At 43.3% G+C, this 24427-nt stretch carries 24 protein-coding genes; 9 read left to right on the top strand and 15 right to left on the bottom strand.

The genetic code is table 11. The features are described 5' to 3' along the window. Positions 1–129 precede the first annotated feature (129 nt). Entirely contained in the window at positions 130–732 is a 603-nt protein-coding gene (locus tag ACED25_RS19195; protein WP_371695892.1) for a 2OG-Fe(II) oxygenase, read from the bottom strand. 403 nt (positions 733–1135) lie between these two features. Between ACED25_RS19195 and ACED25_RS19190 the strand changes: the two genes are divergently transcribed. Beyond that, positions 1136–1924 carry an MBL fold metallo-hydrolase gene (locus ACED25_RS19190; RefSeq protein WP_371695891.1) on the top strand — a complete coding sequence of 263 codons (789 nt, stop codon included), beginning with the start codon at positions 1136–1138 and terminating at the stop codon, positions 1922–1924. Between the two features lie 75 nt (positions 1925–1999). Here ACED25_RS19190 and ACED25_RS19185 read toward each other — a convergent pair whose 3' ends face one another. Both ACED25_RS19185 and rimK read right to left on the bottom strand, forming a co-directional pair. Beyond that, a complete protein-coding gene (locus ACED25_RS19185) occupies positions 2000–2428 on the bottom strand; it encodes a RimK/LysX family protein (RefSeq protein ID WP_004733090.1) in 429 nt (142 codons plus the stop codon). A 32-nt stretch (positions 2429–2460) separates the two neighbouring features. Continuing rightward, positions 2461–3366: a 30S ribosomal protein S6--L-glutamate ligase gene (gene rimK, locus ACED25_RS19180; protein ID WP_010428457.1), complete on the bottom strand. Its 906-nt coding sequence runs from the start codon at positions 3364–3366 to the stop codon at positions 2461–2463. A 603-nt stretch (positions 3367–3969) separates the two neighbouring features. Between rimK and ACED25_RS19175 the strand changes: the two genes are divergently transcribed. After that, positions 3970–5754, top strand: coding sequence for an SgrR family transcriptional regulator (locus ACED25_RS19175; RefSeq protein WP_371695890.1), 1785 nt, complete (start codon positions 3970–3972; stop codon positions 5752–5754). Positions 5755–5918: 164 nt separating this feature from the next. Next, entirely contained in the window at positions 5919–6980 is a 1062-nt protein-coding gene (locus ACED25_RS19170; protein ID WP_371695889.1) for an MBL fold metallo-hydrolase, read from the top strand. Positions 6981–7091: 111 nt separating this feature from the next. Here ACED25_RS19170 and ACED25_RS19165 read toward each other — a convergent pair whose 3' ends face one another. Continuing rightward, positions 7092–7517 carry a MarR family winged helix-turn-helix transcriptional regulator gene (locus tag ACED25_RS19165; protein ID WP_017060573.1) on the bottom strand — a complete coding sequence of 142 codons (426 nt, stop codon included), beginning with the start codon at positions 7515–7517 and terminating at the stop codon, positions 7092–7094. Positions 7518–7614: 97 nt separating this feature from the next. On the opposite strand from ACED25_RS19165, the gene ACED25_RS19160 reads away from it, so the two are divergent. The 4 genes from ACED25_RS19160 to ACED25_RS19145 all read left to right on the top strand — a co-directional run bounded on the left by ACED25_RS19160 (position 7615) and on the right by ACED25_RS19145 (position 11013). After that, on the top strand, positions 7615–8106 hold the full coding sequence (locus ACED25_RS19160) for a DUF2798 domain-containing protein (protein WP_371695888.1): 492 nt from the start codon (positions 7615–7617) through the stop codon (positions 8104–8106). A 33-nt stretch (positions 8107–8139) separates the two neighbouring features. After that, the gene (locus ACED25_RS19155; protein WP_017069212.1) at positions 8140–8445 is read left to right on the top strand and encodes a DUF3861 domain-containing protein; all 306 of its coding nucleotides are present in this window, start codon (positions 8140–8142) and stop codon (positions 8443–8445) included. Positions 8446–8651: 206 nt separating this feature from the next. Further along, complete coding sequence (locus tag ACED25_RS19150) at positions 8652–9416, top strand: hydratase (RefSeq protein WP_371695887.1); 765 nt, start codon at positions 8652–8654, stop codon at positions 9414–9416. Positions 9417–9654: 238 nt separating this feature from the next. Beyond that, positions 9655–11013: a Na+/H+ antiporter NhaC family protein gene (locus ACED25_RS19145; RefSeq protein WP_017083216.1), complete on the top strand. Its 1359-nt coding sequence runs from the start codon at positions 9655–9657 to the stop codon at positions 11011–11013. Positions 11014–11156: 143 nt separating this feature from the next. Here ACED25_RS19145 and ACED25_RS19140 read toward each other — a convergent pair whose 3' ends face one another. Next, positions 11157–11717 carry a cysteine hydrolase family protein gene (locus ACED25_RS19140; RefSeq protein WP_102497350.1) on the bottom strand — a complete coding sequence of 187 codons (561 nt, stop codon included), beginning with the start codon at positions 11715–11717 and terminating at the stop codon, positions 11157–11159. An 89-nt stretch (positions 11718–11806) separates the two neighbouring features. Here ACED25_RS19140 and ACED25_RS19135 point away from each other — a divergent pair, with 89 nt between their 5' ends. Beyond that, positions 11807–12763 (top strand): GlxA family transcriptional regulator, encoded by a 957-nt coding sequence (locus tag ACED25_RS19135; RefSeq protein WP_371695886.1) that lies wholly within the window; start codon positions 11807–11809, stop codon positions 12761–12763. A gap of 64 nt (positions 12764–12827) precedes the next feature. On the opposite strand, the gene ACED25_RS19130 is transcribed toward ACED25_RS19135, so the two are convergent. The 3 genes from ACED25_RS19130 to ACED25_RS19120 form a co-directional block, all read right to left on the bottom strand. After that, positions 12828–13988 carry a multidrug effflux MFS transporter gene (locus ACED25_RS19130; protein WP_371695896.1) on the bottom strand — a complete coding sequence of 387 codons (1161 nt, stop codon included), beginning with the start codon at positions 13986–13988 and terminating at the stop codon, positions 12828–12830. A gap of 309 nt (positions 13989–14297) precedes the next feature. After that, on the bottom strand, positions 14298–14678 hold the full coding sequence (locus tag ACED25_RS19125) for a hypothetical protein (protein ID WP_004729929.1): 381 nt from the start codon (positions 14676–14678) through the stop codon (positions 14298–14300). Between the two features lie 153 nt (positions 14679–14831). Then, positions 14832–16544, bottom strand: coding sequence for a pseudouridine synthase (locus ACED25_RS19120; RefSeq protein WP_371695885.1), 1713 nt, complete (start codon positions 16542–16544; stop codon positions 14832–14834). A 279-nt stretch (positions 16545–16823) separates the two neighbouring features. Between ACED25_RS19120 and ACED25_RS19115 the strand changes: the two genes are divergently transcribed. Continuing rightward, on the top strand, positions 16824–17276 hold the full coding sequence (locus ACED25_RS19115) for an NUDIX pyrophosphatase (protein WP_029223766.1): 453 nt from the start codon (positions 16824–16826) through the stop codon (positions 17274–17276). Between the two features lie 16 nt (positions 17277–17292). Here ACED25_RS19115 and ACED25_RS19110 read toward each other — a convergent pair whose 3' ends face one another. The 7 genes from ACED25_RS19110 to ACED25_RS19080 all read right to left on the bottom strand — a co-directional run bounded on the left by ACED25_RS19110 (position 17293) and on the right by ACED25_RS19080 (position 23740). After that, positions 17293–17730, bottom strand: coding sequence for a bifunctional diaminohydroxyphosphoribosylaminopyrimidine deaminase/5-amino-6-(5-phosphoribosylamino)uracil reductase RibD (locus tag ACED25_RS19110; protein ID WP_371695884.1), 438 nt, complete (start codon positions 17728–17730; stop codon positions 17293–17295). A 139-nt stretch (positions 17731–17869) separates the two neighbouring features. Continuing rightward, positions 17870–18448 carry a nucleotidyltransferase family protein gene (locus ACED25_RS19105; RefSeq protein WP_371695883.1) on the bottom strand — a complete coding sequence of 193 codons (579 nt, stop codon included), beginning with the start codon at positions 18446–18448 and terminating at the stop codon, positions 17870–17872. Beyond that, positions 18448–18735, bottom strand: coding sequence for a putative quinol monooxygenase (locus ACED25_RS19100; protein ID WP_135385627.1), 288 nt, complete (start codon positions 18733–18735; stop codon positions 18448–18450). The genes ACED25_RS19105 and ACED25_RS19100 overlap by 1 nt, the downstream gene beginning before the upstream one ends. A gap of 956 nt (positions 18736–19691) precedes the next feature. After that, positions 19692–20549 (bottom strand): hypothetical protein, encoded by an 858-nt coding sequence (locus ACED25_RS19095; protein WP_371695882.1) that lies wholly within the window; start codon positions 20547–20549, stop codon positions 19692–19694. Further along, a complete protein-coding gene (locus tag ACED25_RS19090) occupies positions 20549–21403 on the bottom strand; it encodes an ABC transporter ATP-binding protein (protein ID WP_009844747.1) in 855 nt (284 codons plus the stop codon). Before ACED25_RS19090 ends, ACED25_RS19095 begins: the two co-directional genes overlap by 1 nt. Beyond that, positions 21400–21771 carry a GntR family transcriptional regulator gene (locus ACED25_RS19085; protein WP_012601023.1) on the bottom strand — a complete coding sequence of 124 codons (372 nt, stop codon included), beginning with the start codon at positions 21769–21771 and terminating at the stop codon, positions 21400–21402. Before ACED25_RS19085 ends, ACED25_RS19090 begins: the two co-directional genes overlap by 4 nt. A 226-nt stretch (positions 21772–21997) precedes the next feature. Continuing rightward, the gene (locus ACED25_RS19080; protein WP_371695881.1) at positions 21998–23740 is read right to left on the bottom strand and encodes an EAL domain-containing protein; all 1743 of its coding nucleotides are present in this window, start codon (positions 23738–23740) and stop codon (positions 21998–22000) included. Between the last annotated feature and the right edge of the window lie 687 nt (positions 23741–24427).

Here is a 24427-nt window from a genome sequence, read left to right as displayed (position 1 = left end):
GATTTTATTTAAGAGAAAAGTTATTGATGGATTTGATGTTTGATGTATTTGGCTTTCAAGACGTTTTTCTGACCAAAAAAAAGCCTCTCGATGGAGAGGCTAAGAATAAGGTTCGATGTGGATACAGTTTTAGTGCGCGATGTCTAATTGGTTGTCTTTCACGCCGTTAATACGGAACCAACCTGCGATACTGAATCGCTCTGTGTTGGTTGGTAACACTTCGTGTGGGAACTGTTCAGACAAGAACACAAATAAGCGGCCTGACTTTGGTGGAATGGTCGCAATGTGGTTGTCTTTTAGATCGTAAACCACGAGCTCCCCTGCGTCTTCCTCAGACCATTCGTCATTCATGTAGAACACAGTGGTTAGGCGGCGGTTTTCATTACCTTTAAAGCAGTCTAAGTGCTTCTGGTAAAAGTCACCTTTCTCGTATTTAGCAAAGTGCGCTTCGTACTCGAACAGACCCAAAAAGAACGCTCTGTTTGCTTCTAAACGAATTTGTTCCATTTTGTCTAGGAACAGAGATGCGGGTTCGCCCATATCACGGCGTACCCACTGAATTTTGTCACTACGAATCGTTGCTTCTCGTGCTACATCATCGTTACGGCCGATCCTAGCCTTGTTCCAGTTCTCTGGAATGCAATCCCTCAATGCCACTACTTCTTCGTGAGTTAAGAAGTCATCCCAAACAAAGTAACCTTGGGTAGAAAGAGCATCGATAAGTTGGTTCATGTACAGCACTCAGACAATAAATTAGAGGCGCATATATAGTCCGAATAACTCAGGTCACCAAATCACATGTTTTGTCGTCACGACAAATGATGCTCAGTGCTTAAAGCGCAAGGCTTGTTGAGCAAGGTTTTCGGTGATGTGAGCATTCGATAATGCTGAAAAATATCGGATGAAATTGATGGTCATCTTTGGAATGTGCCCTCATTATTCTGAGTTAAATTGGACTTGAGTAACATTGGTTTTGAGTAACGTCGGATTTGAGTGATTGAGTGGATACCAATGGAAATCTTGATTCGAGCTATATATCTGGTTTTAGATTGTTGTTTTTAACAAAATGATCACAATTGATGATGAGTTTGCTATTGTATAGGTCTGACCAGTTGTTTTGTCACAAGGAATGGATTTGCAACTTCATACCATCAAAGGCTATATCCAAGACATGTATCTCGTAGAGTACCCTGACAGGTTGCTCTTGCTTGATGGTGCGTGTCGAGCAGACATCCCGCATTTGAAGGCTTTCATCGAAACAGAGCTTATGCGTGATTTTGCTGATCTACATACGGTTGTGGTTACGCACATGCATCCAGACCACGCAGGGGCAGCGCACAAGCTCAGAAAGCTCACTAATTGTAATTTGGTTGCAGCAAATCGAGATAAGGATTGGTACCACGGCATCGATGGTATATTGATGCATTTGACCGATCTGGCATTGGCACGATGGATGGCGAATCGATTGGGTAAGCCCAAAGCAAATCTATGGTATTCAAGAAAGTTAAAGCCGGACTACAAGCTGTCGGATGGAGACAGCATTCCGGGTTTTGATGACTGGTTGGTTCTGGAAACGCCAGGCCATACCGACAGAGATCTTTCCGTCTATTGCCCATCACACAGTGTCGCCTATGTGGCGGATTTAATGGTCGAGGTCAAAAAGAAGCTGATTCCGCCTTTCCCAATTTTTCATCCCAATAAGTATCGAGCGTCGGTATCTCGTATCTATGGCATGCAGCTTGACACCTTGCTGGTGGCGCATGGGGGACAAGTGAATTTGAGTGAGCAAGCCTTTGAACATCTGTTGATGAGTGCGCCAAGAAGGCCAGTGACACATTGGCGAGTGACCAAAATCAAACTCAAAGGTTTGCTAAAATCTGTTTGGCGATTTGGGTTTAACAATAAAAAAAATCGCCATAAATAATAAAGGCCAGTCTCAAAGACTGGCCTTTATTAGTACGCGTTGTTGACTCACTATTTGAGCTGTGGAGCAGTTCAATTAATGAGAAATTAGAAATTCACCCGCTGGGTCAACAATCACTTTGTCACTCATGCCTTGACGACCAAGCAGCATCATATAAGTCATATCTTGACGGTTGCTTAGTGTGATATCGATAGGCCATTCCTGACCACCAATTTTTAGCATGGTTTCAATCACACAACGGTGTTCAACTTCGCCGTTCGATGATTTGATTCTTTTACTTGTTTTCAGCTTCGCCTTGCAGCGCACTGTTTCTTCTAGGTGGTAAACGTCTGGGTGAAGATCGAACTCAACGAAGTTTTCACCGTCTGTTTTTACACATAGTAGATTGTCTACGTGTAGAGAAGAGGTTTGAGCCCCTGTATCAACACGCGTATGTAGTCCAGTTATCCCTAACTCTGGTAAGCAAAGTGCTTCTGTATTCCCTATGATCATTTTATTGTTCATGTTTTTTCCAATCATGAGTAAACGGCGTTTAATCAGCCTTTGCCACGAGTACGGTTAGCGTTTGGTTTTGCATTTTTCTCGATAAATCCGAAAATCATGTCTGCTACATCTTTACCTGTCGCTTTCTCGATACCTTCTAGGCCTGGAGAAGAGTTCACTTCCATTACAACAGGGCCATTCTTAGATTGTAGAATATCGACACCACATAGGTTTAACCCCATGATTTTAGCTGCATTGATCGCTGTAGCGCGCTCTTCTTTGGTTAGTTTAACCAGTTGAGCTGTACCGCCACGGTGTAGGTTAGAGCGGAATTCACCCTCACCAGCTTGACGTTTCATTGCTGCAATAACCTTGTTACCCACAACAAAACAACGGATGTCTGCGCCATTAGCTTCTTCAATGAACTCTTGAACCAAGATGTTCGCTTTTAGGCCCATGAATGCTTCGATAACGCTTTCAGCTGCTTTGTTTGTTTCTGCTAGAACTACACCGATGCCTTGAGTACCTTCAAGAAGCTTGATAACCAGTGGCGCGCCACCTACGTTTTTGATCAAGTCTTGAATCTTGTCTGGGCGGCTAGCGAAACCTGTTTTTGGTAAGCCAATACCTTTACGAGACAACAGTTGTAGTGAGCGCAGTTTGTCGCGAGAACGACTGATAGCTACTGACTCATTGATACAAAAAGTGCCCATCATTTCGAATTGGCGAACAACCGCAGTGCCGTAAAAGGTAATGGAAGCGCCAATACGTGGAATAACAGCATCGTATTGAGGTAGCTCTTCACCCATGTAGCGAATCTTCGGATTGTTACTCGCGATATCTATATCACAGTGCAGCGTGTCGATAACATCGACCTGGTGACCACGAGCTTCTCCAGCCGCTTTTAAGCGAGAAGTAGAGTATAGGTTTTCGTTGCGAGAAAGAATTGCGATACGCATGGCGTTTCCTTAGTTAATACCTGATTGGTAACTGCAAATAAATGAGTTGTTAGCTGAGCTTTCAGTTTTTCTGAGGCTCTTTGCTTGCTTCGGGGCGAACCTTAAGGCTTTTCGTTTAACTAAGAAAACGAATTAAATTTGTCGAGTCGACAACGGAAATTTATCGAATGTGTGAGCGATTGGTACAACTAGGTTGAGAGGGAGTTTGGAATGGAAAAGCGAGTTGAGACCTAACTCATATTGGGGGTAGGAGCCTATTAGGTTGTACTCAACTCGCGTTAACTCGGTGCTTAAAAGTGTACTAATAACGCCAGTTACATAGCTCTATAAGTGTTCGTAGTGCTTCTCTTTCGAGCTTGCTACAGGTGCTTTTTAGCTTATTAAGATAGTATTTTCTCATGATGATTACTTCTCTTGTATTAGGCTTTGGTGGGAGCTCAAAGTTCCTTGTTGACCCATTAATTATGGTCACTTAATAGGAAGTAATAAACAGATGGGTTTTTACTAGGTTGTTCCTGTTTTTGTCTTTTAGCGCTACTTTTGGGCTGATGTGTTTTATAATGAGCTTAATCAGGAAGGGTTGTTTCTAAAAAGGTTCATTATTTGTCTGATCTAAACATGATGCGTTACTACACAAGGCTAGATTCGTTTGAGCCTAACCTCTCACATTCGGTTACCTTAACTGAGGTCGCAGATAAGCTGTTCACCAGCTTGCGCCATGCACGAACCTTGTTAGGCAAGATGCATCAGGCTGAATGGTTGGTGTGGGAGCCAAAAGTCGGCAGGAATCAACGTTCTAATCTGACTTTACGTTTTAGCAATCAAGAATTGACTCAACATGTTGCCAGTAAACTGATAGAGCAGGGCAAATACGAAAAAGCACTCTCAATTCTAGACAATGACCACGCTGTATTTGGCTCTCTCCTCCAAGAAACCTCTGGCGCGACGATGCGTGAAGGGCTGCTGCACGTTCAATTAACCTATAAACGTAAGTTTGAAGACCTATTCCCGCATCATATTCACCGCAGTAGCGAACGATTTTTGATCAGGCAAGTGTTCAGTTGCCTCGTCACTTGTAATGGCAAGGGCAAGTTGAAGCCTGAACTGGCGCACCATTGGGAATATGATGCTGAAAAATTAGTTTGGACTTTCTATTTGCGCCCGGGCTTAACCTTCCATGATGGTCAACCCGTTGACGCCAAGCAACTCGTGTCGTTATTTACCGCCTTACAACCGCTACCTTTCTATCAGACAGAGCTCGCCCATGTCGCTTCGGTTTACAGTGAACAGCCGTTAAGGATCAGCTTCCAATTGACCAAAGCAGACACTGGCTTCGCGGGCTTATTGGCTGGCGTTAAGTATTCGATTCAACCTGCTGCGCAAGTGACTCGTGAGCCATCGCCATTGAATTCAGTGTCTCATGCCGTGATTGGAACCGGCCCTTTCAAAGTGGTTGAGACTAGTAACGAACGCATCAAGCTTGCCGCATTTGAACACTATTATGGTTGTCGCTCGTTAACCGATGAGGTGACTATTTGGCAATTCGAAGAGTCGATGACGGGCAGTGCTCGCTTTGATGACAGCCAAATGCAGGTGTCACCTTATGAAGATTCATCTTGCTTCCATCAATTAGGGAAAAGCGACGCGAAGCTGGTGTCGGCTGAAACTGATGGCCTTCGTAGCCGAGTTGAGGATGGGTGTTTGTTTATCCTTTTCAATCAGAACTCAGCGGCTAGCTTGCTAACTGATGAGCAGCGTAAGTACATCTCAGGGATAGCTAACCCACAAGCGGTACTGTCTCAATTGGAACAAAATCAAGGCTTGTTTAGCGTCTCTTTTGCTCAGAACATACTGCCAAGTTGGCAGAAGTTGTATCGAACGCCTGCGAAAGAAGCACAACTACCGACAAAGATGAGCATTGCGGTTTATAATTACTACGCGCTCTATCGTTGTGCTATTTGTGTATCAGACATCCTTAAACGATATGGCGTGGAAGTTGAGGTGAACACCTACAGTTTTCGAGAATTGGCGCAGCTCTCTCAGAGTGGTGAGTTAAAGGAGGATCTGGTGTTGTGTAACCTGAATCTCGATGATAATGCCCCGTCTTCGCTGTTTTCGTGGATGATGAACGATCCTGTTTTGCACTCTGCTTTAGGAGAGGTGAACAGTGATTGGCTCAAGCAGCGCTTGGATAGTCATAAAGCATCCGTTGAACTGCCTAATTACTTGGCAGAGCTAGAACCCATCGCGTCTACTCTGATCTCAGATTATTGGTTAGTGCCTATGTTCCACCATTTACAGACCGTTCGTTTCCAAGGGATTCTGAAAAACGTGGCCATTACCAACTGGGGATGGCCAGATTTCAAGAATGTATGGTCAGCTGATTAGCCTTGCCTACCAAATAGAGTAACTCCTCTCCAAAGTCGATTTTGGCACGCTCACGTTTAGATAAAACAAAAATTACACTCATTGGTTTACTTTTTAATTTTGATATGTAAACTAGCCAGTGTAGTTTTTGCGTTGGGATAGACCCAATGATTAAAGAGATACCAATGAAAAAATATCTATTACCGATTTTAGGAGTACTTGCCGTGGTCGCTATCGTAAGCACAGGTTCACAATCAAACGACAATCTAGATAAGCTTCCAAAGAAGTTTGTAAACAGTGATCTGGAATACAAATCGGGTATGTCTGATATTTTTTCAATCCTGAAAGCTTATGTGACTGTGGAAAGAAACGAGCCCGTGCCGCGCGCTGCATTGCCTTTGATTCCAATGACTTCCGAGCAGCTGATCGAAGAACAAGACGACGTTGCTTACCGCTTAGGTCACTCCAGTGTGATGATGAAGCTGGATGGCAAGCTTGTGATGACCGACCCTGTATTCAGTGACCGTGCATCACCCGTGCAATGGATGGGGCCAAAGCGCTTCCACCCAACACCAATCTCACTGCAAGAGTTACCTGACATTGACGTGGTTGTCATCAGTCATGACCACTACGACCATTTAGATAAAGGTGCCGTAAAGGTATTAGCCGATAAAGTAGGTACATTTTTGGTGCCACTCAGAGTCGGTGCATTGCTGGAAAAGTGGGGCGTGGATAAAGCAAAGATTATTGAGTTGAACTGGTGGGAATCAGCAACGGCCTCAGATATTGAGTTTACTTTGACGCCAACACAGCACTTCTCTGGTCGTGGCTTACTTGATCGTGACCAAACACTGTGGGGGAGTTGGGTTATTAACGCTTCAGATAAGAAAGTCTTCTTTAGTGGTGACTCTGGTTACTTCAACGGCTTTAAAGAGATTGGCGACCGTTTTGGGCCGTTTGATTTAACCATGGTTGAAACGGGCGCGTATAACTCACTTTGGGCGGATATTCATATGTTCCCAGAGCAGAGCGTTCAGGCGCACATCGACCTACAAGGTAAGGTGATGATGCCAATCCACAACAGTACGTTTGATCTTTCTATGCACGATTGGCAAGACCCAATGGAACAATCTTTGGCGATAAGTAAAAAACGAGATGTACAGATGGTGAGCCCTGTGATGGGTGAGCGTTTGGTGATTTCAGAACCCGTACCTGTTAAGGCATGGTGGAAATTAGCATCGAATTAGAGTTGTCATCCAAATAGACATAGCTAAACCACTAAGCTTTACAACCCAACTTATACAAAAAACGCCACCGATCTTACGATTCGGTGGCGTTTTTTCGTTTTATTTTTAAGATCAGCTTTCTAAGTTCTGCGCCATTTTCTTCGCAATTTTTCTGAATTGTTCTAACTCGTCTTCGGCCATGCCTTTGGTCATTCTCTTCAGCATGTCTCGATCGATATCCGAGACCTTACTCATGATCTCTTGACCCTTATCAGTCAGAACCAATAACTGGCTGCGCTTGTCTTCCGGGTTCGGAGACTTCTTCACAAGTTCCTGATTGATCAAGGCATTAATGAGCCGAGTGACCTGTGCTTTATCACGATCTAGGAAGTGTGCGATATCGATAGCGGTACATGGAGACTTCTTAGTAATGATCTTCATGACACGAATGTTCATAGGTGCGATCTCTGAGTCTAAGCTCTCAATCTGTTCGCTCATTTGACGTTTCAAAGAGTGCACTAAACGAAAGATAGACTCTAGCGATGTGTTATCAGACATAAACGATCCTTAGAAATATAGTTGACATTATCAACCACTGTATTTATGGTTGACATTATCAACTTGATTGTTCGTAAATTCAAGACAGGAAATAGATATGACGATTCAAGCAACTCTAACGCAAACTCTTCCTGAGCAAAAAGGCACACCGGTTTTATACAAAATTTTGGTCATGTTGAGCTTAATGCTGACGATTGGCGGCAGTTTAACGGCCGTGATGACCTACATGAATGTCGGATTCGGCGAGGCATTTATTGGCAACTGGCTTTCTTCGTTAGCCCTTGTTGTCGTGATCATGATGCCAATGGGCGCGGTGATGATGGCTTTAGTCACCAAAGCCGTTGCTAGAGTGTTCACAACTTATAGCGAGAAAGTTCGCAACCTGATCATAGGACTGATCATGGCATTCATAATGGAGTCCATGATGGCATTTGTAACAGCGGCAAATAATATTGGATTTTCGGATACATCGGCGTTTACCAGTGGATGGTTTAATGGATTTATTGCCGCGCTTCCTATTGGCCTTACGATCATGGTCGTAATGTCGATGACGGTTAAACCTAAGCTAGAACGATTCATGAAGAGCTAGCCAAAACATTTCACAGCATTGTAGGAGATCCACATGAAAGCATTTACAGGCAAACACAATAACTACCGCATCACTATTGAAGAAGTGAGCGTTAAAGAAGACCGCGAACTTCAAACCATGCAGTTTGAAATTGAAGACAGAGAAAACATGTTCGCGATTGTTGAGAAGATCAAACAAGACAGCGGCTTAGATGAGCAATCAGCAGCACGACTGGGTGTGAGTATCCGCTTACTCGGCCCATTGATGATGCAAGATAGAAAGCATCCTTTGTTTGTTAATTTTATGCCTCACTTCAGAGACTTCATGCAAAACCTTAAGAAGACCTTGAAAGGGCAGTAAAGCCTAATCATCAGTAACACATCGAAAAGCCAGTAACGAACTTACTGGCTTTTGTTGTCTTTAAATCAAAATAATTTCAGTTGTTTGCGTCTAGAATATGCGAAAATTGATGGCTGAATTTTCGGTGTAGCACCGTTGTTGAATTGTCTATTCAAGCTTTAAGAAATCCGATATTATACTGGTCATAAAACTAAAGGTGGTATTATATGACAAATGTATTTAAACAAGCAGCTGAAGAACTGTTGAGTCGTCGCGTTGCTGGCACCAAAGCACCAAGATTAGACGAACAGTACCGTCCGAATAACTTGGAAGATGCGCTAAAGATCCAATCATCAATGATCGATCTCAATAGCGACAAGGTCGGTGGTTGGAAGTGTTTGCTTCCTTTGGCTGAAGACAAGTTCATTGTTGCGCCAATCTTCTCGGGCAGCGTTCAACAAGGAGAAGTTTGTGAACTGTTTGCAGACAACGACGTAGTACGTGTTGAGCCTGAAATTGCATTTATGCTTGCTAAGAGCCTACCTGCAAACCAAGAAGGTTACAGCGAAGAGCAAATCAACGAAGCGATTGGCTCTTGCCATATGGCACTTGAGTTAATGCAATCTCGTTTTGCGGATGACAGCGGCGCTGAGTTCTACGAAAAGCTTGCTGATGGCCTAGTGAACCAAGGTCTGTTCATTGGCCCTGAGATAGACCGCGAAAAAGCGTTCACTTCTGCTGAGATCAGTATTGAAGTGACTCAAGGTGAGCAAGTTCAAGCGTTCGCAGGTAAGCACCCAAATACATTACCGCCAAGCCCAATCTACTGGCTGATTAACTACATGACTCGTCGTGGCGTAGATTTCCAAGCAGGTGAAGCAATCATCACGGGTTCTTACTGCGGTATCGTAGAGATGGGATTCGATAAGCCAACGACCTTCCACTATGAAGGCATTGGCGAATACCAAGTGACATTCAAGCAAAAAAGCTAAATTAGCAAAAGCACTAAGCAAGCAAAGCTAGCTTCTGTGTAAACGCTATCTGTTCTCGAAAAGCAATCTGTTCTCAAAAGGCTATTTACTGATGAGTAAATAGCCTTTTTTATTACGTGATGCTCAATAGGGTTCTTATTACTTTGCATTAAATTGGGCGTTTAGACGTCTAGACGTTGACAACCTCTAAGTGTGACATTAGTCTGCTCACCTTCCTGTTCTATTGCGTTGATGTTCCATGTCCAATTCAAAAAATTCTAATGCGGTAATTGCCCCTTCTGCAGTTGCACTTATCCCTCTGATCGTTTTCCTTGCGCTGTTTATTGGCGTGGGTACATACCTGTCGCTACAAGGCGTCGATTTTGCTTTCTATCAGCTTCCAGCTCCTATTGCGGCTCTGCCTGCCGTGATGTTAGCGTTGCTATTGAGCAAAGATAAATTGAACCGTGCTATCGAACAATTCTTGGGGGGAGTAGGTCACAAAGACATTATCGCAATGTGTATGATCTACCTATTGGCGGGTGCTTTTGCGGCTGTGGCTAAAGCGTCTGGTGGCGTTGACGCGACTGTAAATCTTGGCCTATCTGCTATTCCAACTAGCATGATTCTGCCGGGTATCTTCCTTATTTCTGCTTTCATCGCAACAGCAATGGGCACTTCGATGGGTACCATCGCTGCGGTTGCCCCTGTTGCGCTAGGTATTGCTGACTCAGCTGGCATGAGCATTCCACTGACAGCAGGTGTTGTTTTGAGTGGTGCTATGTTTGGTGACAACCTGTCTATCATCTCTGATACCACGATTGCCGCGACACGCTCGCAAGGCTGTGAGATGAGAGACAAGTTTAAAGAGAACATCCGCATTGCACTTCCTGCTGCACTTATCGCGATTGTTATCTTTGCTTTCAACAGCACAGCGACTCAGGTACCTGAAACAGGTCCAATCGAGTGGCTAAAAGTCCTTCCGTACATCACTATTTTGATTCTTGCGGTATCGGGCATGAATGTCTTTGTCGTGTTGACGATTGGTATCTTGCTGGCGGGTGGCGTGAGCCTAGGTTCTGTTGAGAACTACGGTATGACTGATTACGCTCAAGATATCTATGCAGGCTTCGGCAACATGCAAGAGATCTTCTTACTGTCGATGCTGATTGGTGGTTTGAGTGAGCTAATGCGTCGTCAAGGTGGATTGGCGTTTCTGACTAACTTGGTAAGTGGTGTGATTCGTGCGTTTGGCTCTTCACACTCTAAGCAAGCGAATGGCCGTGCGAGTGAGCTAGGTATTGCTGGCTTGGTGTCTATGGTGAACCTATGTACGGCAAACAACACGGTAGCGATTATTGTGTCTGGTAGTGTGGCTCGCCAATTGGCGGAAGAGAACAATGTGTCTCCACGTCGTTCTGCAAGCTTGTTGGATATCTTCTCTTGTGTGATTCAAGGCGTATTGCCTTACGGTGCGCAGGTATTGCTATTAGGTTCGGTATTTAACCTATCGCCTTTGGATATTGTAGCCAACTCGTACTACTGTTTTGCTCTTGCAATCGTGGCTGTAGTCGCTGTGTTTATCAAACACCCAGCGCGTCAAGTGGCTCAAGCTTAGTAGCAATTGTCCAAGTTGAGTGATCTCAGACTCTAATAAGAAGGCTCCGAAAGGGGCCTTTTTTGCGCCTGAAAGAATTGTTTGGAAGCTAATTCTGATTTGAATATAGACAAAACCGCCCATGTAGACGGTTTTGAGTCTGACTAAAGTTGGCTTTCAAGTTCGCTGGCTGTCGCGACATTGCAGTAGCCAAAGCTCAGTGCTGCCATGAATGCGGCATGGACATGCGCAGCTGGAACCTTAATACCGTTGAATTCCATGTCTAAGGTAGTGCAAGCATCATGCGCTACGTGACATTCGTAGCCTAAATCGGTTGCTGCACGAGTCACCGCATCAATACACATGTGGCTCATTGCGCCAACGATGATCAGTTTCTCAATGCCTTGATCTTTTAGCACCTTGTTCAGTTCAGTATCTCTAAAGCTATTGATTTGATGCTTTACGATAACAGTTTCACCTTCTAGCGGAGTCACGCTGTTGTGGATTTGAGCACCGTCTGAATCTGGCAAGAAGAAGGGTGCTTCGTTGGTCGGAAATTCATGGCGTATATGAACCACAGGAAGTTGCTTGTCTCTGAAAGCCTGTAATAACTGAGCACCTTTTTCGGCTGCCTTTTCTGTTTCAGACAGTGCCCACTTTGCACCCTCGTATGAAGGGAAATAGTCATTTTGAAAGTCGATAAGTAGTAGTGCAGTGTTTTTCATAGTCTATACCTTTGTATTTGGTGTGTTGCGGTGTAGGGATATTATGAATACTCTGTAGTTTTTATCGCACGTCAAAAATGACAGACTCTATGGCAATAGTGACAAAATTAGTTGTGGTCGAAATCATCGACTACCCAGGCTCTTTGCAAAGTGCAGTGTTTGGAGTGAAAGAGTTTCTTCAGTTGGCGAATAGCATTGAGTCTTCCAATGAGCAGGTTCAGTTTCATGTTGAAATTAAGCCTCACGACGACTTGTCTATGTCGACCAACGGACCACTTGAGAACTCAAAGGCCGACATTATTCTAGTGCCGCCAAACTTAGATGGCAGCTACTACTTAGATCCAGATGAAGGGCTATTGGACTACCTTGTGCAGTCTCATCAACGTGGGGCGATCTTGTGTTCTGCTTGCGCAGGCGTGTTTATTTTGGCGGGAACGGGTTTGTTGCAAGGACGAACCGTGACAACGCATTGGAAAGCGCAGCAACAGTTTTCGGAGCAGTATGCTGAGGTCGATGTTGATGTCGACAAAATATTGATCGATGACGCTGACATTATCACTGCGGGTGGTTTGATGTCGTGGATGGATCTGGCTTTGTTTATCCTGACCAAATACACGACGCCGACCAATACTCGTAATCTCGGTAAATACCTAGTGCTTGATACGGGCTTGAGAGAGCAGCGCTACTATCAGAGTTTTGTGCCGAATTATGCTCACGGCAATGACAAGATTGTCTCGGTGCAGCGTTTTATTCAGAAGCATCATCATCTCCCTTTGTCGCTCGATCAATTGTCAGAAGAAGCCTTCATGACACGAAGAACCTTTATCCGTCAATTTACCAAGGCGACCAGTTTTACGCCTATCAATTATATCCAACACGTGCGTATTCATAGCGCATGCGAGTTATTGGAAAGCTCCCATAAACCAGTTGAGCAGATTAGTTATCTAGTTGGCTATGAGGACGTAAATAGCTTCCGAAAAGTCTTTATGAAAATCATCGGCTTAACACCATCAAGGTTTCGCTCTAGATTTCTATCAGAGGAATGATTTTTATTAGCCACCATTCCTCAGGCTTAACGACTGGTACTGTCAGTGATTATCTTGGAAGGGTCTAATTCAGCTTATTAGTCACGAACTCTTTGTTTCTAACCATTAGCCACATCAGGCCACCGAGCGTACCGATGGATAATTGAATAAAGCCTAGGTTTTCAATCAGTGACTCTGGGCGTATTGAAACTAATACCATGCCAAGCGAGCCACAAATCATGCTGAAGAACTGAATCAGCGCGACGGCAGAGCCCGTGTCATGATCTTGTTGGTTCAACATCAAGTTGGTGCCCGGTACTCGCATGATGATCGCCATCATTGTCGCTGGTGCAGCGATGAACATGAAGAACCAAGGGGACAGGTCGCCAATGGTTAGGGTGAAGATTCCCGCAAGCGCTAATAAAGCAAAACATCCTGAGATGACCTTTTGAACCGGCATTCGGTAGGACAACTTCATGTAAATTGTTGGACCAAATGAGGCGCACAGTGCATTGAATGCGAACGCGTAACTAAACTGTTGTTCGGTCAATCCAAAGTGATCGATGTAGATATAAGAACCCGCCGCAAGAAAGCCCATCAACGCCATCGGTATGATAGAGAAAATGACTAGCAGCTTGACGAACGAGCGGTTTTTCATGACCACGCCCATTCTTCCCCATGAGCGGAATATAGAACCTTGGTATTTGTTTTCGAGTGTTTCTCGGTAGCAGCAAGCTAATACTGACGCAAATGCACCAAAAATGGCGAGCGTGACAAACATCATTCGCCAAGACGCAATTTTCAGTAGAAAGGCACCAAATACAGGCGCAACCATTGGTGCGATGATCACCAGTGACATGATAGTCGCCATGATCTTTTCACGTTCTCGGCCGTCGTAAAGATCTTTTACAATGGCAGTCGCGATAACGGTGATGGCACTGCCCGCAAAGGCTTGGAATACACGAGCACCAATCAACTGTTCGATGCTATTGGTCATCGCGCACAATATGCTCGCGACCATATAACCCGCTAATCCAATTAATAGGATCGGCTTACGACCAAATTTTTCGCTGAGCGGCCCCCAGAACAAAAGACCGATGGCGTAAGTAACGAAGTAGCTGCTCAGGGTTAGGTTGACCATTGATCGGTCAGTATTAAACACCTCGACCATCTGCGGAAGCGCAGGTAAGTAAAGGTCGATGGTCAATGGAGGGAAAGCACTTATTATGACGAGAAAAAATAGCATACCGGTCTTTCCCAGTACTGGTTGTGGTCTCTTCAAGGTGGCTCTCCGTTGTCCAAGGTAGGTTTCTAATTGATGTGATATTGATATACAGCAGGTTAAGGCACGTCAGACAAGAAGGGTAGAGTCGTTCAAGAATATGGTGAAAGTATCGATGAACTTATCTCTATGAGTCCGAATCTACGAAGTCGGTCTGCGCACTGAATTGTATTACAAAAAATTATTACTTTTATAGCTAACGAGTTCAATCAGTTAGTAGCAGGGTAGCTTGTAATCGCCAAAGACACATTGTAATGATTATCGACTTGCTTGTTATCTTTTCTTTGGCCGTTTTTCGACTAAACCGTTACGCTCTAAACCGCGTCTAACACTGCTGCAAAGCTTACCAAAACGGCGTAGTTCTTCGAAGTTGGGGCCTTGGCCAATGGAAATACTGTGCTCCCAGTACATCAACTCACTGTCGACCATCTCTAGTAGCTTCTTCGAGCAACCCGAGCAGTTTCCTTTTGGCCCACAGATAAACGTCTCCGATTCGTAAAGTGGGAGTTCGTTTTTAACTTCTTCAATTAAGCTTAGCATTGCCAAATTTAGATTAGGCTTTTTGGTTGCTAGTGGTTTCAAGCTTGGTGCTTGCGCAGTTATCAAAGAAGAAGTTTGTGTGTTGTGGTGTAAATTCAAAGCAGCTGATGACATATCAAAGGCCTCAAGGAGAGAAGAAGGAGGGCATGCTACTCTTCACAACAAAGTGAATCTTGATGTAGTGCAATAAGCGTGGAGATATACCCAAAAGAGGTAGGAGCCACAAGCGGTGTAACTCCTTTTAAAGCTCGGTACTAATGAGAGATTTTAGAATTCAGCGTCGAACTGGAACTCCATCCACTCTTTGGTGACTGGGTGGTGAAGTGCAAGTCTTTCTGCGTGTAGGTGCAGTCGGTCGGCTTTGTTGCCGTATAAGCCGTCACCAACGATAGGCATGTTAAGCCCTTCTTGGTGTGAACAGTGAACACGTAACTGGTGTGTACGGCCTGTTTTAGGGTGCAGGTAAACCTTAGTGGTTTGCTCGTTTCGCTCAATCACTTCCCATTTGGTTTCTGCAGGCTTGCCGTGTTCGAAGCAAACAATCTGACGAGGGCGGTCATACAAGTCGCCACGCAATGGCAGTCGAATATAGCCTTCATCTTGGTCTAGCACACCTTCAATCATTGCGACATATCGCTTCTCAACTTCACGAGTAATGAACTGCTTCTGTAAGCTTTTGTTCGCACGTCGTGTTAAAGCAAATATCAGAATGCCAGAGGTCGCCATATCCAAACGGTGGATAACAAATGGCCCTTCAACATCTTGGTGCATTTCTTGAACACGAGTGTAAGCTGAATCTTTGATGGTTTTACCCGGTACGGATAGAAAACCTGCTGGTTTGTGTACCACAACGATGTGATCGTCTTGGAACAGGATATCGAGGTCTTTGCCTTCTGCTGGGTTCTCTAGCAATGGGTTGGGATCGACTTCCAAGCCTTTCATCATATGGCCTAAAATCGGTACACACTTACTTTGGCAAGACGCGTAGTATTTCTTGTGCTTACGGATTTCCGATTTCGGTGAACGACCCCACCAAAATTCAGCCAATGCCAGCGGTGTGTAACCGTTCAAATACGCGTATTGCAGCAGCTTGGGAGCGGCACATTCGCCAGAACCCGCTGGTGGTATCTTGTTTGGTGTGTCTTCAAAGATCTGGTTGAGATCCTCAATGTTTCCTTCCGCATTTTGGAAAGCGTATTGTGAAAACAGTTTGTGCTGAAGCTGATGAGAAAGGTGTGCTCTTTGCTCTTTTAGCTCAGCAAGTTGAGTCGTGAAAACATCAACTTTAGCTTGCAACACTTGCAGGATCTGTTCCCAGTTGAGTTTTAGGTACTTCTGCTGGTTCTTGTCGGCGACACTGGCTTTGTTAAGCTCATTGTTCAGTTGCTCGAAGGCTTGCTCATCAAGGTTTTCTTTACCTTGCTCACGTTGTTCTTTACGTGTTTTTCGGCCTTCTATAATCAACAAACGTTGTGCTTCGATCTCTTGCTCCGCTTGCGCTTTTTGCTGCGCCAGTTGCTCGCATAACTCAAGGTATTCAGTGTTTGCTTGCAGAGCTTTAAACTCAGCGTTGACAGCCATCATATCGGCCGTATCTTGATGGAAAAAGCTGTCACTGCTCAGCATGTCGAATACGGGTGGTACAAAGTGAGGCAATAGATTTTGGTCGGCGATTTTTCCAGAGAAAGCAGAGAAGTAACCCAATTCACCTTCAGGACTTTTCACCAGTAACACACCAAACATTTTGCCGCGACCATCGTCAGAATCCAGTCCGAAGTCATGCTGCCAGTCGGTTTGAGTTTCTAGATATTGTTGAAGCTGATGAGAGGCGATTTCACACAGTGGATGCGGTTCATAATAGAACGGGAATGTGAAACGCTCAGGCAACGAATATGACTCGATCGGCTGTTGAAAACGAGTGAAGCAATGCTCAGGTGTGTGGCTGTTTTCTGAGTCGTGCGTTGGTTTTGATGAGTGCATAGTCGTATTAATACTTATATCGTGGTGATAAATGGTTGTTAGTCTACTGTGTATGTTTAGAGACGTTAAACACAGTACAAGGCGGCGATTCTACTCTTTATCGAAAAGCGCCTCAAATAAGAAATGGTTCTATTACTAGATAGCCAAGCGACGAGCCTATGAGTTATGGCTTGAACTTCATTAATTGATGAGTAACTTCTCGTTTTTAATCATAGAAGACAATTTAACAAACCAAGGGTGGTAGCCTTGCCGCCCTCTTATGAAAACTAAGGTAACGTTATGATTCCACTCAACACTTCGATTGTATCCGGTGTCGCTATTTCAGAGATCAACGGACAAATGAAAATGCTATTAATGAAGCGTGTTAAAGGTGAGTTTTGGTGCCACGTCGCAGGCTCGATTGAAGCAGGTGAAACAGGCTGGCAAGCTATCGTGCGCGAGTTTGAAGAAGAGACCCAAATTAAGGTGGAAGCTCTGTATAACGCGCAGTTTCTGGAGCAGTTTTACGAGGCGCATGTAAATGTGATTCAGCTAATCCCTGTGTTTGCAGTGCTATGCTCGCCCAACCAAGCGATTGAACTGAATGATGAACACACCGAGTACCGCTGGTGCAATTTAGAAGAGGCAAAAGCGTTAGCGCCGTTTCCTAATCAACATGCGGTCTACGATCATATTTGGTCGTATTTTGTCGACAAACCAGTAAACCCACTTTACCGAGTGAAATTGAGCTAATACTGGCTGTTTAGATCTAGGACTTACCAAGGTAAGGGGTTAAAAAGGCGCTCACTTGTGCTTGGCATAGTCCTACATCCACTTTCACTCCGTGTGATTTGAGTATCGCCACACCACGGCCATTATTGCGAGGGTCTGGGTCTAGCATCGCTACTACTACGTGTTTCACACCGGCTTTAACCAATGTACTGGCGCAAGCGGGTGTTCTGCCAACAAATGAACATGGCTCTAAAGTTACGTAAGCGGTAACGCCTTCCATTTCTCCATCCGTTTCGCAGTCATAGCCATTCAGTGCTTCAACCTCGGCGTGGTTTCCACCGACCTTTTGCGTATATCCAACAGACACCACCTTATCGTTCTTCACCAAAATACAACCCACAGGCGGGTTTGGTTGGCAATCGGGTAGGGCTTGGCGCGAAGCTTCGAGTGCTTGCAGCATGTATTGTTGGTTCATGGTCGTTACTCAGTATGACGAGAGAGCGTAGCAGCTAGTCGCCACGCGCGGTTGATGAGTTGGTTAGTTACTAAGCTAATAAGCTAATAAGCTAATAAGTGGGGCATGTTCGATCTGATTGGGATTTTAGTCAATGGTTTTAGCGTTTGAATTCGAAAGCTAGTTCACTGCGACTAATCGTTAACTTGGGCCACTGGGTCAGCCAGTTCTTGGATTGTACTCTTTGATCAAAGATATCTCGGTTACGCTTTGGATTGGGTGTGATTTGCAAATCAAACAAACTCCCTAAACCAAAAGACGAAATGCACTCGATTTCCCCTGTCGGGCTTTGCTTGACGGCGACTGCGGTTTCTTTCTCTGGCCAGTAACGCATCGCATCCAATGAGCTTTGATAGGGCTCATCCTCGTTTCGAGTATGCATGTTGGCTTGATTGCGAACTTGCCAATTTAATTCAGGCAACCGTTGTTGAAGTAGAGCCTCGTATCTAAGACCCGATTCGTAGAAGGTATCAATAGGATCAAAGTAGATCACATCAATATCATTAAGTGGAGTCGGGGAAGCATAACCATGTAGGTCGTCCCAAACTAGGTTTCTCACAAAGCCCGCAGCGACATAGCACTGCGGTAAATCCAACTGAGAGACACAGTCTAAAACCTGCATTCGCAAGGGATCTTGTTTGATCAACGTGACGATGTGGTTGGCTAGCGGGTGTATCATTATGATGTCGGAACGTCGGTGACTTGGTAATGACGTGTCACGTTCTTGGAGGTTTCACCCCATTCAGACGTTTTTACTCGCTGTTGGTGCGCTTCAAATGCTTCTCGATTCGTAAACTCTTCATACACTTCAAAGCGATTAGGTTGAAGCGTGCTTTGACTGACTCGAAACACGATACAACCAGGTTCTTCCAGTGTCAGTTCTTTGTGTACAACCAGCGCTTGTGTGACGGCTTCTAGGTCGTTGTCTGGCACTAGAATATGCCCTTGCAGAATTACTTTACTCATAATTACGTCTATTTAATTTTGTCCACTACGGCTTTTGTCTATCAAAAGCTCTCCCCGTTACAAACATAATCCCATTTTGATGTTGTGACGTATAGGCTAATGTGGCGATTAATTGTTCACATTGAACATAGATCTTGTTGCACTGTAACTTCTTGGGTGAGATGAGTAATAAAAGATAAGATACTGGAACTAAATCCGTGTTAGTCCGGTCTATTAAATACGTATCACTGAACTGTATTGATACTGAAATGAATTTGTCATCTGAGATAACTAATCTAAATTTCGAACAACGGCTTAAGAGATTGAATTGAGCCATAGTTGATAACTAGGTCATACTTTGATGTAAATGGTACTCGAAACTCTATATATTTTGTGACTTGTATCATTGATCTGGCCATCAAACACCGTTAGATTCGAATGGTTGGCAATAAAAATAGCTCATGAAGAGCAGTTAAAGAAAAGGAAATATCCCTTATGAAAAAAATGAGAAGAGCACAGCTTCATCGCGTTCGCATCCAATACTGGAAAGACACAGCGAAAGAAGCTTCAAAGAAATAAGCTTTAAATCGTAAAGCTTTAAAATAAGAAAGCTGAAAAGCTTAATCATATGTAAAACGTAACAAATCGATTTCAATAGCACTCTCAAGGACCTTCATCTGGTCAGCGACTAAAGAAATCATCCCCCCAAAGAGCTGGCAGGCATTAACAATAATGCAATTCAATGTCAGCTCATTAATACCTCCTAGATTATCCTCACTCAGCACTCTGAAGCAAAACCAAAACCAAAACCAACCACCAATCCGTACCTTTGCCTCTATCACGAAAACCGTTGTTATAATTCAAAACACCTAACAATAAAACAGCAGCCAATAAAAAAGCTCCTGATTTCTCAGAAGCTTTGATTTAGATTTTGATATCTGATTTGGTTACCCGTTGAGGGTTCAGAATAAGTGACTCTATCGATGGAACAGCGTCTTCAAACTGACATCATCGGTTCGGTTCAGCTTCAAGCTCAGTAGACACCCGCCAACACCAATCAGTACATAAATACCCAAAGACAAAACCGGCGCTTCTGCAATCGCACTGAATGGGTTGCTCGCCGTTAGTACCTTTATTGGTAGTGATGCGATGAGAGAGAAGAAGTCATTGATGCCATAGAATCCAAATACGGCGACCGAGAGTAACTTAATCGCATAGCTTGAGATAAAAATGACAAGCAGTGGAGAATTCACTAACTGCGAAATTGCCAGAGTAACGGTTGCTAGTGGCAATAAAACCAGTGCAACTAACATCATTCGCCCAAAGAATACCAACCAATTGCTAAGCACATAAAACAGTGATTGCTGCTCTACTATCAATGCCAATTGTTGTTCGCTTGAGACGTTCAATATCCAGAATAGGAAGTCGGCGAATAGAACTAATAGCGCGCAGATAGCCGGAATAACCACTAGACCGAAGCATAGCTTCACGCAGTGAGTCATGGCATTGGATACTGGCATGCTTCTCCAAAACATCGAACTGCCTTCTTGGCGCTCTTTACGCAGTGTTTTAGGGATGTAAAGCGTCGACAGTATGAGTGAAATAAGGCCAGCACCAAAGTAGATCACTGAGTTGAGGTCTTGTGCGAACTCTCTGTGTATGTCGCTTACGTCACCATTCACTTCCATTTGGAAGAAAAACTCATGCTGCGCTGCGCCATTGAAAAACAAACTAACGAACAGCAAGAAACCACATAACGCGATAAACAGAGGTAATCGAGTGTTAATTTTGTGCTCGATCAGTTCTTTTTCTAGCATATAAAAAGTTGGGTGCATTATGCCTTCTCCGTCTGTGTTGCAAGGAATAGGTCTGCGAGACCAACGTTGTAGATGTTACCCAATGATTCAACTTGCGCTTTGTATTGGCCTTCCAATAACCATTTAGTGGTTCCTAGCCCAGGTTGTGAGGTCAGTGGATTAAGTTTCTGGATTTCGCTTGAGTGGTTGTTTGCGACATCGATAATGAAATAGTCGTTCTCGATGTCTTCCATGCTCTTTTGCAGCACACAATGGCCTTGTTTCAGAATCAACACATCCGTTAATAGGTGTTCAATCTCTGAAACCTCATGGCTGGCAATGATCATCGCGCGTTCGCCGTCATGGAACCACTCTAGGAGGTGGCGATAAAAAGTATCGCGGTAGAGCAGATCTAGACCTAGCGTTGGCTCATCTAAGATCAACACTTGAGTGTCGGTCGCGATAATGATTGCAAGGTGAAGTTGTACCTTCATCCCTTTAGAAAGCTGTTTGATCGTTGAAGACAGCTTAATGTTGGTGCTACTTAACGTCTGTTCTGCTTTTTGCTTGTTGAAGCTTGGGTGCACGCCTTGGGTGTATCGAAGCAGTTGTTTAACGGTCATCCACTCGGGTAGCACATTAACATCTGAAATGTACGACAGGTGCAACATGAGTTCTGCATGCTGGTGGATAGGGTGATAGCCGTTAACTTCTATCTCACCTTGATAGCTGTGTCCGCCAAGCAGTGATTTGATCAGAGTCGATTTCCCTGCGCCATTGTGGCCTAGCAGACCAAGCACTTGCCCCGGTTTTAACTCAAAGCTGATGTTCTCGACACCCACTTGATTTGAATAGGTTTTGGTTACGTTTTTCACTGAAAGTAAAGTACTCATGACTTGTCCTTTATATGTTGTTCTAGCTGTTTCACGAGTTCTTCGACACTCATATCAATGATGCCTAGCGTCTCAGCGATGGCTGGGATCTGTGTGTTGATGAATGATTGATGTGCGGACTCTTTCAATTTTTGAAGTGCCCCTTCTGCGACATACATACCTTGGCCGCGTTTTTTCTCTACCAAGCCTTCATCCACCAGTAACTGGTAGCTTTTCATGACAGTAAGGTGGTTGATCTTGAGATCGGCGGCAACCGCACGCACAGAGGGCAATGCTTGTTGTTCTAACCAAACACCTTGAAGAATTTGGTCACTGATCTTTGCCGCTAGCTGCCTAAAGATCGGTTGGTCGTCTTTCCATTCGGTCATAATTAAAACTGCATGGTGATATACATGTGTATAACACTAAACTTTTTATTCAGATTGGCAAGGTTTTTATAAAAATGAAGAGTATATTTTTATGTTTGAGAGAAATGTATTGGGTTATGAGAACGCTTGAAGCCTACTTCCTTGTGGGCTCTCAAGTCGTTGTATGATCAATTGCAATTAAACAAGAAAAGGGAGGTCATCAATATTTAAATGAGGTGGTAGATAATTACTCCTCCGAGTGACTAGGTCTACTGTACAGATAACCTTGATGTAGGTTGTAGCCTAACTGACATAAGATATATTGCTGCCTGCGCGTCTCGACACCTTCATAAATCATCGTGATGTTTGATAAGCGTCCAATCTCCGATATATTAAGCAATACTCCTTGATGATAATCTCCTGACTCAATGTCTTTAACAAAACAACGATCCAGTTTTAGGTAGGTCGGAGAGATAGCACTAATTATTTCAATGTTGTTGTTACCTGTACCAAAGTCGTCTAGCGCGATGGTGATTCCAAGATCTTTGATCATTTTGATGTTGTCGATGACCTCATAGCCATAGCCAATGTTTGAATACTCTGTTATTTCTACGACAAACTCATTCGCTTCCATCGTGACTAAATGCTCTTTGAGCTTTGTAAAGTTAGATCCCACCAACGCACTCGGGCACACATTGACACCGTAGATATCATGGCTGTTGTCCAACTTCGCTTTTTTTACTGTTTCAATGATTAAAATAGTATGAAAGGTCAACAAATTAGTACGTCTCATGGTGTTGATGAAACTCAGAACGCCTACGTTACGCACTCTAGACAATAACTCGTAATATAAAACGCTATTGTCGTCTGTGTTGATTATGGGCTCTTCCTCGAAGGATATGTGTCGCCAACGAAGCAGGTAAATGCCAAAGCCAAGAATATATGAGCGATAAAGTAGCGTGGCGATCACCAGAGAAAAAATGACCCACAGAAGCACAATATCATCACTGTAGAAAGTGATGGTTGCACCGGTTGGAAGTGGGGCTTGATAAATAGGCTGACTGTTTTCGCCTAGGTTTAATATGTAGTGACCATTTTTTTGTATGGAAACTGAATCAACCAAAAGAGGGAGTAATGAGTTCTTATATCTAGCTTCAATAGACCATTTAGAAATACGCGCAATGAGTTCGATGTCCTCTTTGGGGTCTGAGAAGCGTGAATAAGCAAAATCTAGGCTATCGTCAAAGTTTTCAATTTGGTCTAGTTCAACCATTTTTGATTGTGTTTTGGATATGTAGCATGAACCATAAGGCGTTGTCATCAAAACAGAATCAAGGTTAAGTGAGTGCCTCAATGCGTACACTGCAACTTCGCTATCACAGCCATAGTTCATTACTTCCTCTACTATTTGCTTTGCGTTTTTACTGTATTCATCTGCAATTTTCGTTGTATAAAGGATTTGGAAGAAGTAGACAACGAACAAAAAAAATGAAGAAACGGTACAAACGGCTATAAAGCCTCTGATCAACTCTTTTTGGTAAGTGTTGAGCATCAGCTTCAACATCTCGATATGGCTGAGCTTGAATTGGTTGATGTTGTATTTTGGTGTTATACGGTTGGTTGTACTTTTATCTAGATCGATAAAATAACCAACCTTATAAAGGTTCGAGATAAGTTCACTATTATTGTTAATTTTGGCTTTCTTACACAGATTTCTATACTTTTTTCTTATCGAAGCAATAATATTCTTTAAAGCGTATAAACTGAACTCTTCATCGAAGTGTAATTTAAATGACTTTTCAACATCTCTAGCAGATTGAGGGTTTGATATCGATGAATGCTCAATAAGATATTTAAAAACAAAACTTTCTTTACTATTAAGACTTTCCTCTGATATCTTATTACTGTTCCTTTTTATGTATATTTTTTCTTCATTATAAATTAATTGCAAGCTCTCATAGTTATTGTTTATATTGAAATAACAATGCATAGCTTAACTCCTAAGCGATAGTTATTATATTTACGTGATTGATATGTGATGCTGAGATTTTCATTCAACCTAAGAGTCCTTTCTAAATAACATAACTAAAATGTCACTATTTCTCTCAAGATGTTGATACTAATCGCAGAATTTTGGGGTCAATAACAGGTTATAGAGATGTTCACCCAAAACTTGAATTTATAAATAAAAGTTGATGATTTACAAGGGGTAAAGTGGATTTATCCATTTATTTTGGCATTTATCCATTTCTAGGGGCTGGATTTTTACTTTTTGTCTTGTTCTGTAATTTTTGTCATTCCCTCTTTGGAAAGCTAATTTGGCTTTTGGTTTTATATGATTAAATTATTTATATGTCAGATCGCCCGGTTTTTTATGATTATCTCGATATGGTTTATTTATTGTTAATTTTGAGAATATAGTTTTATTTTCTATGTTAATTTGTATTGCACTTGTTTTTACTTCTGTAGTTGGACTGTTTCTATAAGGATGGTTTGATTTTATTTTAATGTCATTTAAGTTCATGTAAATAAAGGAAATAAATTCAATATTACCCGATCTATAATAAAAGGTAATATCTAGTATTATTTTTCAGTTCATAGTGTAAGTATGTCTACTTTGGTTGGCTTTGTTGCGTAATTAAATTTAAAGATAGAACAACCCCGTTTCGCGTATTTC

It is taken from the genome of Vibrio sp. 1F263 (genome assembly GCF_041439035.1).
Lineage (GTDB): Bacteria > Pseudomonadota > Gammaproteobacteria > Enterobacterales > Vibrionaceae > Vibrio > Vibrio tasmaniensis_A.
This window is presented reverse-complemented; position numbering and strand designations above follow the sequence as displayed.